General features: G+C 70.0%; 15 protein-coding genes and 1 pseudogene. 10 read left to right on the top strand and 6 right to left on the bottom strand.

All coding sequences use genetic code 11. The annotated features are described in order from the left end of the window. Positions 1–10 precede the first annotated feature (10 nt). From StrepF001_RS20600 to StrepF001_RS20590, 3 genes are all read left to right on the top strand, one after another. Positions 11–775 (top strand): ABC transporter permease, encoded by a 765-nt coding sequence (locus StrepF001_RS20600; RefSeq protein WP_240797629.1) that lies wholly within the window; start codon positions 11–13, stop codon positions 773–775. 4 nt (positions 776–779) lie between these two features. Further along, positions 780–1751 (top strand): ATP-binding cassette domain-containing protein, encoded by a 972-nt coding sequence (locus StrepF001_RS20595; protein ID WP_129799713.1) that lies wholly within the window; start codon positions 780–782, stop codon positions 1749–1751. Between the two features lie 71 nt (positions 1752–1822). Further along, the gene (locus tag StrepF001_RS20590) at positions 1823–2629 is read left to right on the top strand and encodes a DUF1707 domain-containing protein (protein ID WP_129799712.1); all 807 of its coding nucleotides are present in this window, start codon (positions 1823–1825) and stop codon (positions 2627–2629) included. A gap of 228 nt (positions 2630–2857) precedes the next feature. Here StrepF001_RS20590 and StrepF001_RS20585 read toward each other — a convergent pair whose 3' ends face one another. After that, positions 2858–4189 carry an SGNH/GDSL hydrolase family protein gene (locus StrepF001_RS20585; protein ID WP_129799711.1) on the bottom strand — a complete coding sequence of 444 codons (1332 nt, stop codon included), beginning with the start codon at positions 4187–4189 and terminating at the stop codon, positions 2858–2860. 223 nt (positions 4190–4412) lie between these two features. Between StrepF001_RS20585 and StrepF001_RS20580 the strand changes: the two genes are divergently transcribed. Then, positions 4413–5801, top strand: a complete 1389-nt coding sequence (locus StrepF001_RS20580) for a DUF445 domain-containing protein (RefSeq protein WP_129800071.1) — start codon at positions 4413–4415, stop codon at positions 5799–5801. A 111-nt stretch (positions 5802–5912) separates the two neighbouring features. Here StrepF001_RS20580 and StrepF001_RS20575 read toward each other — a convergent pair. Together StrepF001_RS20575 and StrepF001_RS20570 are read right to left on the bottom strand one after the other, a co-directional pair. Beyond that, positions 5913–7361 (bottom strand): annotated as a pseudogene (locus StrepF001_RS20575) (alginate lyase family protein); the annotation flags it as partial. Positions 7362–7488: 127 nt separating this feature from the next. Next, positions 7489–7791 (bottom strand): hypothetical protein, encoded by a 303-nt coding sequence (locus StrepF001_RS20570; RefSeq protein ID WP_129799710.1) that lies wholly within the window; start codon positions 7789–7791, stop codon positions 7489–7491. A 160-nt stretch (positions 7792–7951) separates the two neighbouring features. Between StrepF001_RS20570 and StrepF001_RS20565 the strand changes: the two genes are divergently transcribed. Beyond that, entirely contained in the window at positions 7952–8371 is a 420-nt protein-coding gene (locus StrepF001_RS20565) for an Hsp20/alpha crystallin family protein (RefSeq protein WP_206306900.1), read from the top strand. Positions 8372–8538: 167 nt separating this feature from the next. Further along, positions 8539–8961: a DUF2267 domain-containing protein gene (locus tag StrepF001_RS20560; RefSeq protein WP_129799708.1), complete on the top strand. Its 423-nt coding sequence runs from the start codon at positions 8539–8541 to the stop codon at positions 8959–8961. A gap of 87 nt (positions 8962–9048) precedes the next feature. Here StrepF001_RS20560 and StrepF001_RS20555 read toward each other — a convergent pair whose 3' ends face one another. Continuing rightward, complete coding sequence (locus StrepF001_RS20555) at positions 9049–9828, bottom strand: SDR family oxidoreductase (protein ID WP_129799707.1); 780 nt, start codon at positions 9826–9828, stop codon at positions 9049–9051. A gap of 159 nt (positions 9829–9987) precedes the next feature. Further along, entirely contained in the window at positions 9988–10569 is a 582-nt protein-coding gene (locus StrepF001_RS20550; protein ID WP_129799706.1) for a class I SAM-dependent methyltransferase, read from the bottom strand. A gap of 159 nt (positions 10570–10728) precedes the next feature. Between StrepF001_RS20550 and StrepF001_RS20545 the strand changes: the two genes are divergently transcribed. From StrepF001_RS20545 to StrepF001_RS20535, 3 genes are all read left to right on the top strand, one after another. Then, a complete protein-coding gene (locus StrepF001_RS20545) occupies positions 10729–11694 on the top strand; it encodes a zinc-binding dehydrogenase (RefSeq protein ID WP_129799705.1) in 966 nt (321 codons plus the stop codon). 55 nt (positions 11695–11749) lie between these two features. Then, positions 11750–12451, top strand: coding sequence for a CPBP family intramembrane glutamic endopeptidase (locus StrepF001_RS20540; RefSeq protein WP_129799704.1), 702 nt, complete (start codon positions 11750–11752; stop codon positions 12449–12451). Between the two features lie 391 nt (positions 12452–12842). Continuing rightward, the gene (locus StrepF001_RS20535; RefSeq protein ID WP_240797596.1) at positions 12843–13373 is read left to right on the top strand and encodes a lamin tail domain-containing protein; all 531 of its coding nucleotides are present in this window, start codon (positions 12843–12845) and stop codon (positions 13371–13373) included. 136 nt (positions 13374–13509) lie between these two features. On the opposite strand, the gene StrepF001_RS20530 is transcribed toward StrepF001_RS20535, so the two are convergent. Next, complete coding sequence (locus StrepF001_RS20530; protein WP_129799703.1) at positions 13510–14526, bottom strand: NADP-dependent oxidoreductase; 1017 nt, start codon at positions 14524–14526, stop codon at positions 13510–13512. Positions 14527–14626: 100 nt separating this feature from the next. Here StrepF001_RS20530 and StrepF001_RS20525 point away from each other — a divergent pair, with 100 nt between their 5' ends. Beyond that, on the top strand, positions 14627–15544 hold the full coding sequence (locus StrepF001_RS20525; RefSeq protein WP_129799702.1) for a LysR family transcriptional regulator: 918 nt from the start codon (positions 14627–14629) through the stop codon (positions 15542–15544). Positions 15545–15663 lie beyond the last annotated feature (119 nt).

Genomic DNA, 15663 nt, shown 5'->3' with positions numbered 1-15663 from the left:
GATCGTCGCGATGTGGATCCGTTCGACGATGGCGTACCGGGCCTCCTTCGTCATGACCACGGTCGGCAACTTCGCGGCGACGTCGCTGGACTTCGTCGCGATCCTGCTGATGTTCTCCCGTGTGGAGGCGCTCGGCGGTTATGCGCTGCCCGAGATCGCTTTCCTGTACGGCCTGTCCAGCGTTGCTTTCGGGCTGGCCGACTTGGCGATCGGATCGATGGACCGGCTGGGGCGCCGGGTGCGTGACGGCACGCTGGACACGTTGCTGGTGCGGCCGGCGCCGGTGCTCGCGCAGGTCGCCGCGGACCGCTTCGGGCTGCGCCGCCTGGGCCGGGTCACCCAGGGGGCGCTGGTGCTCGGCTACGCGCTGACGACGGTGGACATCGACTGGACGCCGCTGAAGGTGCTGCTGATGCCGGTGATGCTGCTCAGCGGGGCGGTGATCTTCTGTGCGGTGTTCGTCGGGGGCGCGGCCTTCCAGTTCGTGGCGCAGGACGCCTCCGAGGTGCAGAACGCGTTCACCTACGGCGGTACGACGCTGCTCCAGTATCCGCCGACCGTGTTCGGCAAGGAGCTGGTGCGCGGGGTGACGTTCGTGCTGCCGCTTGCCTTCGTCAACTGGCTGCCCGCGAGTTATGTGCTGGGGCGGCCGTATCCGCTGGACCTGCCGACCTGGGTGGCGTTCTCGCCGCCGCTGGTGGCGGTGGGGTGCTGTGCGCTCGCGGGGATGGCGTGGCGGGCGGGGCTGAAGTCGTATCGAAGCACAGGGAGTTAGACCATTGACTGGTGGTGGCTTCATCGAACTCGACCGGGTCGAGAAGGTCTTCGACGTGCGGAAGAAGACCGGTTTCCTCAGGTGGGAGCGGCGTCAGGTGCGGGCCGTCGACTCGCTGTCGTTCTCGGTGGCGCGTGGTGAGATGGTCGGCTACATCGGGCCGAACGGCGCCGGCAAGTCGACCACGATCAAGATGCTGACCGGCATCCTGACGCCGAGCGGCGGGCGGCTGCGGGTGGCCGGCATCGACCCTTCCCGTGAGCGGACGCGGCTCGCGCACCGCATAGGGGTGGTGTTCGGGCAGCGGACGACGCTGTGGTGGGACCTGCCGCTGATCGACTCGTACAAGCTGATGCACCGTATGTACCGGATCCCGGACGCCCGTTACCGGTCGAACCTCGAACAGTGTGTGGAACTGCTGCAGCTGGACGCCTTGTTGGATGTGCCGGTACGGCAGCTCTCCCTCGGTCAGCGGATGCGCGGCGACATCGCGGCCGCTCTGCTGCACGACCCCGAGGTGCTCTACCTCGACGAGCCGACCATCGGCCTGGACGTCATCTCCAAGGCCCGGGTGCGGGAGTTCCTGCGCGAGCTGAACACCGAGCGCGGGACGACGGTGCTGCTGACCACGCACGACCTGCAGGACATCGAGCAGCTGTGCTCGCGCGTGATGGTCATCGACCACGGCCGTCTGATGTACGACGGTCCGCTGGCCGGTCTGCACGAGGCGGGGGAGAGCGAGCGGACCCTGGTCGTGGACCTGGAGCGCGAGCTGCCGCCGATCGACGCGCCGGCACCGGCCCGGGTGGTACGGGTGGAGGGGCCGCGGCAGTGGCTGGCCTTCCCGGCGGCGCAGTCCGCGGCGCCGCTGGTGGCGCGGATCGCCGCGGAGTATCCGCTGGTGGACCTGTCGGTGCGGGAGCCGGACATCGAGGCGGTGATCGCGCGCATGTACGCGGACCGGGCGACCGCGTAGGGCAGCGTGCAGGCGGCGGGGATGCGCTGAGCGCATAGTCTCCGGGCCGGGGAAAACGTACGCTGCTGTGCATGACCGACGATGCCCCGGAGCTGCGTGCCTCCGACGCCGATCGTGAGCGGGTTGCCGAGGTCCTGCGGGACGCCCTCGCGGAGGGCCGGCTGGACATGGCGGAGTTCGAGGAACGGCTGGAGGCGACGTACCAGGCACGGACGTACGGCGAGCTGGCGCCGATCACCCGGGACCTGCCGGTTGCCGGCGGCGCCCCGGCCCCCTCGGTCTCGCTGGTCAAGGAACCGGCCGGGAGTGGGAGTTGGGCGGGGCGGATCGTCGGCGGCGAGGGCACGTCGACGTGGGGTGTCGCCGTGATGTCGGGGTTTCAGCGCAAGGGGCGCTGGACGGTGCCGAAGCGGTTCACCTGCTTCGCCTTCTGGGGCGGCGGCGAGATCGATCTGCGCGAGGCGAACTTCGCCGACCGCGAGGTCGAGATCAACTGCATCGCGATCATGGGCGGGATGAACGTCGTCGTGCCGCCCGGCGTCGAGGTCGTGGTGCGCGGCATCGGGATCATGGGCGGCTTCGATCACCGCGAGGAGGGCGTGCCGGGCGACCCCGGAGCCCCGCGGGTGATCGTCTCCGGGTTCGCCTTCTGGGGCGGGGTCGGCGTGGAACGGAAGCTGACCCGGGCCGAGCGGAAGCGGCTGAAGGAGGAACGTCGGAAGGGGAAGCTGGAGCGCAAGGCGGCGATGCGGGATCTGCACGCGTCGTTCCACGAGGATGTCGCGGAGGCGCATCGCAAGATGGTCGAGGGGCATCGCGATTTCGTGCGCGACCTGCATGAGGAGCGGCGGGAGAAGCGGCGCCGGCTGGAGGACTGACCCGCGCGTAGCTGCGGGCAGTCGTGCCTCCCCCAGTGCCTGAAGGGCCTGGGGGGACCCCCAGGGCGATGGGGGTCCCCCCCCGCGCGAGCGAAGCCGAGCGTGGGGAGGGGTGGGCGCTGGGGGTCCCCCCTCTGGGGGAGGCACCCCGTCAACGCCGGGCTGCGCGACCCACCTCCCCGCCAGCACCAAGTGGCGGCGCCACGAATGCCCGCGGCTCGCCGGGAGCTACAGCTGCGCCGGCACCGAGCCCTTCAGGTCCTTGAGGTCGAACTGCTCCGCTATCCGCGCATACCCCTTGTCGTTGGGGTGCAGATGGTCGCCCGAGTCGTAGTCGGAGCGGAACCTGCGCGGGTTGTACGGATCCCGCAGCGCCTCGTCGAAGTCGACGACCGCGTCGAACACCCGCCCTGAGCGGATCTCGGCGTTGATCTCCTGCCGTATCGCTTCGCGGGCGTCGGTGTAGCCGCGGTGGCCCTGGAACGGCATCAGGGTCGCACCGACGACCTTGATACCGCCCGCGTGCGCCTGGCCGACCAGGGTGCGCAGGCCGTCGAGGATCTGGTCGGGGTCGGTGACCGGGGGGTTGCGCAGGATGTCGTTGACGCCGAGATCGATGACGACGACCTTGACGTTCGTACGGCCCAGGACGTCACGGGAGAAACGGTTGAGCCCGCTGGGGTTGTCGGCGGGGCGGCCGTTGCCGCCGGTCAGGACGCGGTTGCCGCCGATGCCCTGGTTGACGATGCCGTAGCGGGGCACGTCCTGCCCGGCGTCGGCCGCCTCGCGCAGCCGCTGGGCGAGGACGTCGGTCCAGCGCCGGTTGGCGCCCACCGTCGAGGAGTGGCCCTCGGTGAGGGAGTCGCCGAAGGCGACCAGGGTGCCGTCGGACTCCCTGCTGAGCACGTCCAGCGCGGTCAGGTACCGCCAGGACTCGACCTGCTCGGTGTACGGGGCGCCGGTGACGTCCTCGGCGTAGTCGCCCTGTGCGGCGTAGGAGATCTGGCGCGCATGCGCGTGGACGGTGACCGGCCCCGGCTCGGCGGGGGAGTAGGTGGTGACCAGGACGTCGCTGTCGGGCGGGATGGTCAGGCGCGCGGCGTCGCTCACCACCTGCCGTCCGGCCGGGACGACGACCGTGGTGGTGCCGTTGAACGTCAGCCGCCGCATCGTGTCGGGTGCGGCGGCCGCACTGTCGTCGGCGGCGGCGAGGGCGATCGTCGCGTGGGTGATGGTCAGCGGCTGCCGGCCGTACAGGTTGGACAGCGTGATCCGGGCACTCGTACCGCCGACACTGGCGTGTACGACGTTGCGCACCGAGCGGTCGGTCAGTCCGGCCGTCTCGGTGCCGGGTTCCGCGGCGGCCGGGGACGTCGACCAGGAGCCGACCCAGATGCCGGTGGAGGCCGGGGCGGCGGAGTTGTGGGGGCGGGGGCCTGCGACCGTGCGCTGGGCGGTGCCGTTGTCGGAGGCCACTCCGACGTAGATGGCGACCGACAGTCCCACGATCAGAGCGATGATCGCGCTGAGCAAGGCATAACCGTGATGACGCCTGGTCATGCGGTGCGTTTCTCCTCGGGCGAAATGGAGCCCGGGGCTCCGATGTTGATCACCCCATGATGCGGCATGGAGCTGCGGGAAGTTGACCGGGTCCCCCCTTCGGGCCACGAGAGTTCACAGTTGCGCTTCCCGCCCGGAAGGACGCCGGGAACTCTTCTTCCGTTCCAGGAGTCGGTCAGGAAGGGACAATGTTGCTGTGAGGGATCGTGAACGGGTGGAGCGGATGGACCGTACGAATCCGGAAGAACATGGTGAAACCGGAGCAGCTGCCGTAGAGCAGCATGCCCGGCCCGACACCGCCGGTAACCATGCCGGCGCTCGCGGCAGTCTTCCCGCCTCGGCGGTCCGCGCCATGACGACCTTCAGCGCCGCCGACGAGGAGAAGCAGCGTGGGGTGCGGCGGATGAAACTCACCGCGACCGGCCTGCTGCTGTTCGTGGCCGTCGTGTACGTCCTCGCCAAGTGGACGTCGAACGCGGGCGCAGGCCCTTGGGCGGGCTATGTCGCGGCGGCGGCCGAGGCCGGCATGGTCGGCGCGCTCGCCGACTGGTTCGCGGTCACCGCCCTCTTCCGCCACCCGCTCGGCATCCCGATCCCGCACACCGCGATCATCCCCACCAAGAAGGACCAGCTGGGCGTCACGCTGGGCGACTTCGTCGGCGAGAACTTCCTCTCCGAGGCCGTCGTACGCCAGCGGCTGCGCGCCGTCGGCATCGGCAGCCGCCTCGGCGCCTGGCTCGCCGAGCCGCAGAACGCCGACCGGGTCACCGCCGAGCTGGCGACGGCCCTCAGAGGCGCCCTGACGGTGCTGCGCGACTCCGACGTCCAGGCCGTGGTCGGCGAGGCGATCACCCGGCGGGCCAACATCCAGGAGATCGCGCCCGGCATAGGCAAGATGCTGGAGAAGATCGTCCTCGACGGCGGCCACAAACGCGTCGTCGACCTCGTCGTCTCCCGTGCGCACGACTGGCTGGTGCTGCACGACGAGCAGGTCATGGACGCCGTGCAGGGCGGCGCGCCCGGCTGGACCCCGCGGTTCGTCGACAAGAAGGTCGGCGAGCGGGTCTACAAGGAGCTGCTGCGCTTCGTCACCGAGATGCGTGACATGCCTCCCACCGCCCGCGGCACCCTCGACCGCTTCCTCACCGACTTCGCCTCCGACCTGCAGTCCGACACCGACACCCGCGCGCGCGTGGAGCGGCTCAAGGGCGAGGTGCTGGGCCGCGGCGAGGTCCAGGACCTGATCGCCTCCGCCTGGACGGCCGTACGCTCCATGATCGTGGCCGCGGCCGAGGACGAGCGCAGCGAGCTACGGCTGCGGGTGCGGGCCTCCCTGCTGTCGCTGGGCGCCCGCATGGCCACCGAACCCAAGATCCAGGGCAAGGTCGACAGCTGGCTCGAGGGCGCCGCGGTGCACGTCGTGACGACGTACCGCAAGGAGATCACCTCCCTGATCACAGACACCGTGGCCAGCTGGGACGCCGAGCACACCACGAAGAAGATCGAGGCCAACATCGGCCGCGACCTGCAGTTCATCCGCATCAACGGCACGGTGGTGGGCTCACTGGCGGGCTTGTTGATCTACACGGTGACACACGCGCTGGGGGCGTGAACGCAGCTGCGGGCAGTCGTGCCTCCCCCCCTCTGGGGGAGGCACCCCGTCAGCGCGGGCGAGCGAACCCCGCCGCCGCACCCGCCGGGCGCCTACCGAGCCCCGGCCCGCACGTCCCCGGCGGCGCAGCAGCAACAGCCCACCCGCCAGAGCGGTGACACCAGTGGCGGCAACCCAACCCACAACGTCCCCAGAACCGGTAGCGGCAAGGTCACCGCCCGCAGCGGCCGACGCGGACGCGGACCCGCCAGCCGGCGAAGGCTGCCGGAGGGAGCCGAGGACGCCGCTCGGACGCTGCACCGCCCGGCGTCGGCGTAGGCGAGGACGACGCCCCAACCTCCCCCCGATCCCGAGTGAACGCCAACGTCCCGAACCCCAACTGGTCGTACCCCCCTGTTGGGCCGTAGTCCCCGCCACCCCCCTCAGGCGCAGCCTTGGCGGCAATCTGCGTGACGTACGACGCATCCAACCCCCGCCGTTTGGTGTAGTGGTTGGCGATCATCGCCCAGACCGGACGCATCATCGCCGGATCAACGCCCGCAGCCTCACTCGCCGTCTCGGACCCGGACCACCCGTTGATCGCACCCTTCTTACGGGTGTTCGCGGTGTACGGCACATCCCCGCCGAGACTCCACTTGGCCACATACTGCGCCCCCTTGAGGAACCGGCTGTCGTCGTACCCGTACAGGTCGATCCCCTGATTCCACGCCATCTCGCAGAACGTGCCCATCAGCCCGATACCCAGCAGCGCATGCCCCTGGTCGCGCCCGGCCTCGACCCACTCGGCGAGCCCGTCGTCGTGCACGACAGGGATGGCGTTCTTGATGGAGCCCAGGCCGGCGCCGTTCTTGAAGTACTCGACGGCCCGGTCGACCGCACCCCGGTCGTCGCAGAAGATCCCGGTGGCCAGGACGCAGGCCATCGCGGTGAGATCCCAGTTGGTCCAGTAGTTGGTGACGTACGCGCCGTTGTGATGGACGAGGAAGTCGTCACTGAGCGGAAGGAACACCTCCCGCATCATCTTCTGGAACCGCTCCAGCTCGAAGCCGTCGTGGTCGCGGACGAGTTCGGCGGCGTTGGCGAACTGGTAGCCGTAGATGCCGGCGGCGAGGAACCGGTCGGCGGAGCCTTCTACCGACGTCAGTTTCGCCGACCAGGCGCTGAGGATGGCGACCGCGGCGTCGGCGTGCGCGGTGTCGCCGGAGACATGTGCGCGCAGGGCGTTCTGGTAGGCGGCGTGGATGTCGTTGTAGAGGATCGCGTAGTTCTGCGGGCTGCCCGCTCCTCGGTACACGGTGGCCTGCGGGTTGGCCGTCCAGCCGCTCTGCGCATGCCGGTTGGCGGTCAGCTTGGCGAACCCGGCGGTGTAGGGCGCGGCGCCCGCCTTGACCTTCGCGGCCATACGGTCCAGGTCGGCGCGGGTGTGCAGGAGGCCCGGGTGGGCGAAGGCGGCGGGGCGGCGGTCGCGGGGGCCGGTGCGAGGACCGTACTCATGCCGACGGCTCCGGCTGCGGCACCGGTTGCCTTGAGCATGGTCCGTCGGCTGATCTGTCGTGTCACGTCGTCGTACCTCAACGTCGTCGGTGGCGTGCTTGCGCGGGGACGGTGAGGAGACGTGCGGGGACGGGGGCAATAACAAAAACTGAGGCGCCCGCCGGTCGGCGCGGTGGCCGCAGGGGTCCAGGGCTCACGCCCGCCGGTCGGCGACCGCCCACGACGCGAGGGCAACCGCCCCGGCCACCCCGAACACGGCGGGCCAGGCGCCCACCTTCTTGGCCAGCGGATGGGACGCGCCGAAGGCGGTGACGTACGCGGCGGTCAGCGCCCCCGCGGCCTTCCCACCGGCCTGCTCCCGCCACTGCTGCGCGGCCGCGGCCCCCGCGACGGCCAGTACGGCCCCGCCGAGCTGCCGCTTCTTCGTCCAGCGGGCGACGCCGTACCCGCCGACGAGCCCGCTCGCGGCGACGAGTGCGCTGGGAACCCTGGCCATCCGTGCCTCCTGCGTACGAGGGTCTGCTGCACCGAGGCTACCGCTCACCTGCGCCGCAGCACCGAACCTGAGTCGGAGCTTGTCAAGTTTTATCCACGGAGCTATATAAGAAGCCGTAGGGCATCGCACCCCAGCCCCTTCAGGAAAGGAGTGATCCGTGATGCTCATGCGTACAGACCCGTTCCGCGAATTCGACCGCCTCGCGCAGCAGGTCTTCGGCCCCACCCGCCCGGCCGCGATGCCGATGGACGCCTACCGGGCCGGGGACGACTTCATCGTCCACTTCGACCTGCCCGGCATCGACCCCGAGACGATCGAGCTGGACGTCGAACGCAACGTCCTGAACGTCCGCGCCGAGCGCCGTTCCCCCGCCCCCGAGGGCGCGGAAATGATCGTCGCCGAGCGCCCCACGGGCAGCTTCACCCGTCAGCTCTTCCTCGGTGAAACGCTCGACACGGACCGCATCGACGCCTCGTACGAAGCCGGCGTCCTGACCCTGCGCATCCCCGTGGCGGAGCAGGCGAAGCCGCGCCGCATCCAGATCACCGGCGGTGACAGCCGCAAGCAGATCAGCAACTGACCGCAGCAGCCGACGCAGAGCGTCCCGCGGACCCCATACGCCGTATGCGTCCGCGGGACGCGTCCCCTGTGCCCATCGGACCCGGAGGAGGAGCCGCACGATGACCACGACGATGGTGCCGACCCCGACGACGCCCGCACCCGTCACCACCCCCCCCCGCACCGGCACTGCGGCGCCACCCGGCGAGCGACGGCTGGACGGCTCTGGTCGAGGCGGTACGGGACGCGGGCCAGTACACGACGAGCGCGGAAGCCGAACGCATCACCCGCATTGTCCTCTCCGCCCTGGGCGGCCACGTCACGGGCGACGAACGACTGGCCCTGGCCCGAGCCCTCCCGGAAGAGGCGGCCGGCGTCATCACCTCCCAGATCACGGCAACCCGCCCCCTGACGGCGGCCGAGTTCGTCGACTCGGTGGCAGCCCGCATCGAGGGCGCCACCCCGGCCACGGCCCGCTGGGACGTGAGTTCGGTCCTGAGCGTCCTGCCACCCCTGATCGGCGACACCCTGACCAACCGCATCCTGAAGCAACTCCCTCCGGGCTACGCCCTGTTGTTCGGCCGGGCGGACCTGGGCGCGAAGGACGACTGACGGCACAAACACGGGGCCACCGCCGAGTTGATCGGCGGTGGCCCCACCGACATGGCCCCTTTGCCGGCCGAGCCGCGACGGCGCCCGTCAGTCGACCACCTGACCGCAGGTCACATTGGGCACAGCTCCGGTCATGGCGCCGGCGTAGTCCGATGCCATGAGCGCCGCGACGTTGCCTACGTCGGCGAGCGAGGGCAACCGCTTCAGCAGTGTCATGTCCGTGAGACTGGCGATGAACTCGTCACGCGTCATCCCGATGGTGCCGGCGTGCTTGTCCAGCACGTCCTCGATCGACTCCACCGATCCGGCCGAGCGCAGACAGATGACGCGGACACCCTTGGGGCCCAGCTCCGCCGCCAGAGTGCGGGAGAAGCCCTCCAGCGCGGCGCAGGCGACACCGAAGCCGCCGACGAGGGGGAAGGGAATCCGGGACGGCGACGCCGTGATCATCATGATCACACCCGACCCTGCCTCGATCATGTGCGGTGCGACCGCCTTCGCGGTCAGGAACTGCGTTCTGGTCGCGATGGTGATCGGGCGGGCGAAGTCGTCGTAGGACATCTCGATGAGCGGTGTCCCCTGAACTTCGTCCAGACCGATGGCGTTGAACGAAACGTCGACTCTCCCGGCTTTCTTGACGATGCCGGCGACGCACTCGTTGACGGCCTGCTCGTCGAGCGCATCGACCTGAGCGGTCTCGGCCGTTCCTCCCGAGCCGGCGATCTCCCCGGCCACGGCCTGGAGCTTGGCCTCGGTACGACCGGCGAGGAAGACCTTGGCTCCCTCTCGGACAAAGGCGCGAGCGACCGCGCCGCCGATCGCCCCACCAGCTCCGTAGATCACGGCGTTCTTGTCTGCGAGCAACATGGGCATCAGGGGTGGTCGTGCGGATGGAGCACCAGCTTCTCTGGATCAATCGTCCGCGTGAGCTGACGAGATCGCATCTCGGCCTCCGTCGCCGATTCCGCCACATGGCCGGGACGAACCTCCTCCAGACCTGAACCGGCCGCAATGCCCTGACGACCCTCAGGCCTGGTACACCAGCAGGTACCGCCAGAACAGCAGGCGCCGCAGGGTCGAGCCGGGCAGCAGACGGGCGGATTCGGCGCGGGTTTCGCCGTACGACAGTGGAGGCGGCCAGACCATCGGGATCCGCACGGACGGGGCGTGGTCGTGCCTGCTCAGTACACGGTCCGCCCTGAGCAGGCACAACGCCGGCAGGGCCCACGCGAAGTCGGCCGCCGTTCTGACCGGATAGAGCCCCAGCACCGCCAGAACACCGCCCGGAGCGAGAGCCTTCCGCAACGTCAGCACCGTGTCGAACGGCATGTGGTGGAGACTGGCGATGCACGAGATGAAGTCGTACCGACCGTCGGGCAGTTGCCCTTCGCGCACATCGGCCTGACGGTACCGAGGGCCACCTCCAGCCGCTCCTGCCGCCTCAATGACCTCCGCATGCGCGTCGACCCCTTCGACCTCCAGGCCCCGCCCCGCGAGCAGCCGCGCGAACCGCCCCGTCCCGCATCCGACGTCCAACGCCGTCCGCGCGCCGTCCGGCACCTGCTTCAGCAGCAGCGGGTGGTAGTGATCGTTGAAATTGAGACCCATCCCAGAGGCCTGCCCCCGGGACGACCATCCCATGGGCCTGTCCTCTCGAACCGCCAGGCAGACGATCTCCCACCGAGGAATGATATTTGACCTCAACTTTGCTTGAGGTTCTAGGTTGCCCTTGCGATGTCCACCGGAACAGGCAGGGATGTGTTCGTGATGCGTGCGATTCAGGTGCGAGAGTTCGGCGGCCCCGAGGTGCTGGTACCCGAGGAGATTCCCGATCCGGTGGCCGGTCCGGGACAGGTCGTGGTGGGGCTGGCTGCCGCCGACGTCATCTACCTCGACACGCTGCTGCGCGCCGGCTGGGGAGGGGAGTACTTCCCGGTCAAGCCTCCCTACGTACCCGGTGGCGGCGGCGCGGGCGGGTGCTGTCCGTGGGGGGGGGTGGATCCCGGTTGGATCGGGCGCCACGTCGTCGCCTGGGGCTCCGGCGGCTATGCGGAGCAGATGGCCGCCGCCGTGGAGGAGATCGTGGAGGTTCCCGATGGAGTGAGCTCCCTCGATGCGGCGGCCGTACTCCACGACGGGACCACCGCCGTGATGCTCACCCACAAGGCGAAGATCGCACAGGATGAGTGGGTCCTGGTCGCCGCGGCCACCGGTGGGGCGGGCTCGCTGCTGGTGCAACTGGCGCGCACCGCCGGCGCCCGGGTCGTCGCGGCGGCCCGGGGCGAGCGCAAGCTCGCGCTGGCCCGGGAGCTGGGCGCAGAGGTCGCGATCGACTACTCGCAGCAGGGATGGCAGCACCAGGTCCGCGAGGCGGTCGGCGGCTCCGGTGTCGACCTGGCCTTCGACGGCGCGGGAGGAGAACTCGGCAAGGCGGCTTTCGAAGCGGTGGCCCCGGGCGGCCGATTCATCACCTACGGCACGTCCAGCGGCGCGTTCGCCGACATCGATCCCAAGGCAGCCGAACAACGGCAGGTGCAGGTGACCAACGCACTGGAGTCCGGCCCGCCCGACCGGACCACCATGCGGGACGCGCTCACACAGGCGCTCACGCTGACCGCGCAGGACCGCATCCACCCCGTCATCGGCGCGACCTATCCGCTGGAACGGGCGAGCGACGCCCACACGTCCCTCGCCCAGCGCGCCACTCTCGGAAAATCCCTCCTCCTGACCTGAGTGATCCGACGGCGTCCGGGCATCCCGCCACCACCTGCGGGATCCTGGAATCAGGATGCGGATCGTCTGTGTCGTGCTCGTCCTGGCCGCCGCGAACCTGATCAACAACTGGCTCGCCCGCGGCCCCGTTGCGTACGTCCTCACCTGTGTGGCCGCGACGGCCGTCCTCCTGCTGATCGCCCGCTGGGACGGTCTCACCCTGGCCGATCTCGGGATCGACGCGGCGGGGCTGCGCCGGGGACTGCGGTGGGCGCCCGTCCTGGCCGCTGCCGTCCTCGTCGTCCTCCTGCTCCTCCTCGCCGTTCCGGCCGGCCGGGAGGCGTTCCGGGACTCCAGGGCCGCCGACCTGTCCGTCGGGCAACTGCTGTCGCGAGTACTGGTACGCGTACCGATCGGCACCGTACTGCTGGAGGAGACCGCCTTCCGCGGTGTGCTGTGGGCCATGATCCGGCGCCGACGCGGCACGGCATGGGCCACCGCAGCCTCGTCCCTGCTCTTCGGCCTGTGGCACCTACTGCCCTCCCGCGGCCTCAACCGCTCCAACTCCGCCGTGGGAACAGCCTTCGGAACCGGCTCGGCAAGCGTGGCACCGACCGTGGCGGCGGCCGTCGTCGCCATGGTCGCCGCCGGCGCGATCCTGTGCGAGCTGCGCCGCCGCTCCGGCAGCCTGCTCGCACCCGCGGCCCTGCACTGGTCGATCAACGGCTTCGGCTACGCCCTGGCCTGGGCGGCGCCCCGCTGGTGGCCTCCCGCCTGAACCAGGGGCGCGGACCCAGCCTGGAGTTCGTGAGGGACCATCCCGCGATGCTGCGACGCCGTTACGCACTTTCGGGTGCTGGGGCGGACGGTTGCCGGTCCGCGTGCCGGGACGGTGGTGGCGGGGTTGGCCAGTGCCTGCAACGGGTTGCAGGTCGGCGGGCCATCAACTCGGATCATTTGCTGCATAAATGGACATTGCAGGTGAGAGTAACGGTAATGTGAGTAATTCGTAACACGGTGCGCGTATCTCGCTCGTGTCCTGCAGCTGCGGCCAAGGTGTGGGTGCGCGGCCGGCCGGCCGCCATCCGTACACCGCACCATCACTTCCGCTTCCAGTCCCACTGGTGGGCTGAACAGCGGACCGGTGCCCGCACTTGCAGGAGGCCTTCGTGTCTTCTTCCCTTGTGACCGCCCGTCATCTGTCCGCCGCCGTCCTCGCGGCCGCCACGGTCCTCGGCGCCGGAGCGCTGCCGGCGTCGGCCGCCGACCACCCTCGCTGGGACCGTGCGAAGGTGGAGATCTCGGCCGTGCAGTACGACTCCCCGGGCCGTGACGACTGGTCCAACCGCTCACTGAACAGGGAGTGGGTGGAGATCACCAACAACAGCCGTCGCGAGGTCGACCTGGACGGCTGGACCCTTCAGGACGAGGACGGTAACACCTACGTCTTCGACGGTTACCGCCTCGAGGGCCGCTCGACGGTGCGTATCCACACCGGCGTCGGCCGCGACACCGAGGCGGACCTCTACCAGGACCGCCGCCGCGAGGTCTGGGACAACCGCTCCGACACCGCGACCCTGCGCGATGACCGCGGCCGCTTCGTGGACGACCGCGCGTGGGGCAACGACCGCGACCGTCACCACCACGGCGGCGACCACCGCGACCGTCACCACGACGGTGGCGGCCATCACCGTCGGTAGGGCAGCCGGGCAACTGACACCCATGATGTAGGCGACGGGGCAGGCCGAAAGATTCGGTCTGCCCCGTCACTCACCTCAGGAAAACCGGGCAGCCTTGGGCCACTTGACGCCAAGGTGTCCCAAGGCGCACACGAGGTCATCGTGAGGCTTGCGTCCCGTCTCGCACGATGATCTTGCCGGTGTTCTGGCCGCGCAGCATTCCCAAGAACGCGTCCACGATGCGCTCGAACCCGTCAACCACCGTCTCGTCCAGAGCAAGCCGGCCACTCTGCAGATGCGGTACGGCGAACTCGTACAACTCCTCCTGCAAATCACGGTAGTTGCTGACCAGGAACCCCTCCATGCGGATGCTCTTCTCCACGATGTCCGCGTAGTCGAAGCGCGGCGGCGGTGCGTCAGGGGTGTTGTACTGGCTGATCGTGCCGATGCGGACGATGCGCCCGAACTCACGCAACAGTCCCACCGCCGCGGCAAGTTGCTCGCCGCCGACGTTGTCGACGAACACGTCGATGCCGTCCGGTGCGACCTTGCCGAGCAGATCGGCGACGGGCCCGTCGTGGTAGTCGAAGACGGCGTCGTAGCCGACCTCCCGCGTGAGATGGCCGGCCTTCGCTGCCGAGCCCGCGCTGCCCACGAGCCGTCCGGCGCCGAGCAGCCGGGCGAACCGCCCGGTCGCCGTGCCGACCCCGCCCGCTGCGGCCGACACGAACAGGTCCTCGCCCTCCTGGAGCCGGGCGATGCGGGTCAGACCGACATAGGCGGTCAGGCCGGTGCCGCCGAGGATGCTCAGGTACGCGGTCAGGGGCACCCCGTCGAAGCGGGGCAGCTGCCGGACCTCCTCGGGCGTGACAACCGCGTGCGTGCGCCAGCCCTGCCGGTGGAACACGATCTCACCCTCGGCCAGCCGAGGCGTGCGCGAGGCGATGACCCGCCCGATGGTGCGGCCCTCCAGCGGTGCGTCGAGCGCGAAGCCGCCGGGCACGTCGTCCATCATCTCGCGGTGGTAGGGGTCGACGGACCAGTAGAGGTTCTCCACAAGAGCACTGCCGACTACGGGCTCGGGAACCGTGGACTCGACGAAGGCGAAATGCCTGGCGGTGGGAAAGCCGTGCGGGCGGGCGGTCTGGTGCACGGTGAGCGCGGTCTCGTTCATGACCGGACCGTAGGGCGGGAATGGGCCTGGTGGGCAGCCGGTTGGGCTCATGCGACACCCCGTTCCATGAGCAGTTCTCATACGTTGAGGTGAGTGCCCCGTGGCCCGCACGACCGACTCCGATCTCGCCCCGCACGAACTGCGCGTCCTGGTGGCGGTCGCGGACACCGGCGGCTTCTCGGCCGCGGCCGAGAAGCTCGGTCTGACGCAGTCCGCGGTCTCCCACTCGGTTCGCGGCAGTGAGCGCAAGATCGGTGCCGTCCTCTTCGAACGCGGCCGCACCGGCGCCCGTCCCACCCCGGCCGGAGAGAAGGCCGTGGCGCACGCCCGCCGCATCCTGCGCCTGCTGGACGTCCTGACCGCTGAGGCGCGCGGTGCGGCCCGGTCCGACGCGGCGGAAGGGCCGCTTCGGATCGCGGCCTTCCGCAGCGCGGCTCTCCATCTGCTGCCGCCCGTCCTGCAGCGGCTGCGCGCCCGGCATCCCGCGATCGAGCCGCGGGTGCGGATCGTACGCGAGGTGGGGCGCGGCACCGCGGGCGAAGTGGCCGACGGGAAAGCCGACATAGCCATCGCCACGCTGGGCGGCTCCATGCCGCTTCCACCAGGGCTGGTCGCGAGCGGACTCTTCGAGGAGCCGTACGCCCTGGTGCACGCGGCGGGTCACGCCGCCCCGCGTTCGCTGCCGCTGGTCGACTGGGCCGAAAACTGTGGCTCGTACACCCGCGACTGGTGGGCTGCACAGGACTGGATCCCGAAAGCGACCGTCGAGGCCGAGGACGACGGAGCGGTGCTCTCCTTGGTGAGCGCAGGCCACGGAATGGCGATCATGCCCGCGCTCTCCTTGGCCGGAGCACCGGCCTCGGTTCGTATCTCTGATCTCGGCCCCCAGCGCCCCACACGCCAGATCGGCTACGTCACCACCTCCGAACTGGCCGGATCCGCTGTCGTGCGCGCCTTGGTAAGGGAACTGCGGGCCACGGTGCCCCAGGAGGTGAGCCTTCTCAGCCGCGAGGCTTGATCAGGTCGAGTGCGTGACCCGGGTATGACCGGTAGTGGTCGACGCGCGTGAAGACGGCAAGCCGGTGTTCTACGCCTTGCCCTCCCCGCCCCGCAGGGACGACAGGACCAGGCGCCCAT

Origin of the sequence: Streptomyces sp. F001 (assembly GCF_004187715.1) — a bacterium.
GTDB classification, from domain to species: domain Bacteria; phylum Actinomycetota; class Actinomycetes; order Streptomycetales; family Streptomycetaceae; genus Streptomyces; species Streptomyces flavusporus.
The sequence above is the reverse complement of the archived record's forward strand: the minus strand, read 5'-3'. Positions and strand labels throughout refer to the sequence as shown.

Excerpts from the sequence above, each read along its gene's own strand:
- StrepF001_RS20550 (WP_129799706.1), bottom strand. The coding sequence starts at position 10,569 with ATGGGTCTCAATTTCAACGATCACTACCACCCGCTGCTGCTGAAGCAG.
- StrepF001_RS20555 (WP_129799707.1), bottom strand. The coding sequence starts at position 9,828 with ATGTTGCTCGCAGACAAGAACGCCGTGATCTACGGAGCTGGTGGGGCG.
- StrepF001_RS20570 (WP_129799710.1), bottom strand. The coding sequence starts at position 7,791 with ATGGCCAGGGTTCCCAGCGCACTCGTCGCCGCGAGCGGGCTCGTCGGC.
- StrepF001_RS20540 (WP_129799704.1), top strand. The coding sequence starts at position 11,750 with ATGCGGATCGTCTGTGTCGTGCTCGTCCTGGCCGCCGCGAACCTGATC.
- StrepF001_RS20545 (WP_129799705.1), top strand. The coding sequence starts at position 10,729 with ATGCGTGCGATTCAGGTGCGAGAGTTCGGCGGCCCCGAGGTGCTGGTA.
- StrepF001_RS20600 (WP_240797629.1), top strand. The coding sequence starts at position 11 with ATGTGGATCCGTTCGACGATGGCGTACCGGGCCTCCTTCGTCATGACC.
- StrepF001_RS20585 (WP_129799711.1), bottom strand. The coding sequence starts at position 4,189 with ATGACCAGGCGTCATCACGGTTATGCCTTGCTCAGCGCGATCATCGCT.
- StrepF001_RS20590 (WP_129799712.1), top strand. The coding sequence starts at position 1,823 with ATGACCGACGATGCCCCGGAGCTGCGTGCCTCCGACGCCGATCGTGAG.
- StrepF001_RS20565 (WP_206306900.1), top strand. The coding sequence starts at position 7,952 with ATGCTCATGCGTACAGACCCGTTCCGCGAATTCGACCGCCTCGCGCAG.
- StrepF001_RS20530 (WP_129799703.1), bottom strand. The coding sequence starts at position 14,526 with ATGAACGAGACCGCGCTCACCGTGCACCAGACCGCCCGCCCGCACGGC.
- StrepF001_RS20580 (WP_129800071.1), top strand. The coding sequence starts at position 4,413 with ATGGACCGTACGAATCCGGAAGAACATGGTGAAACCGGAGCAGCTGCC.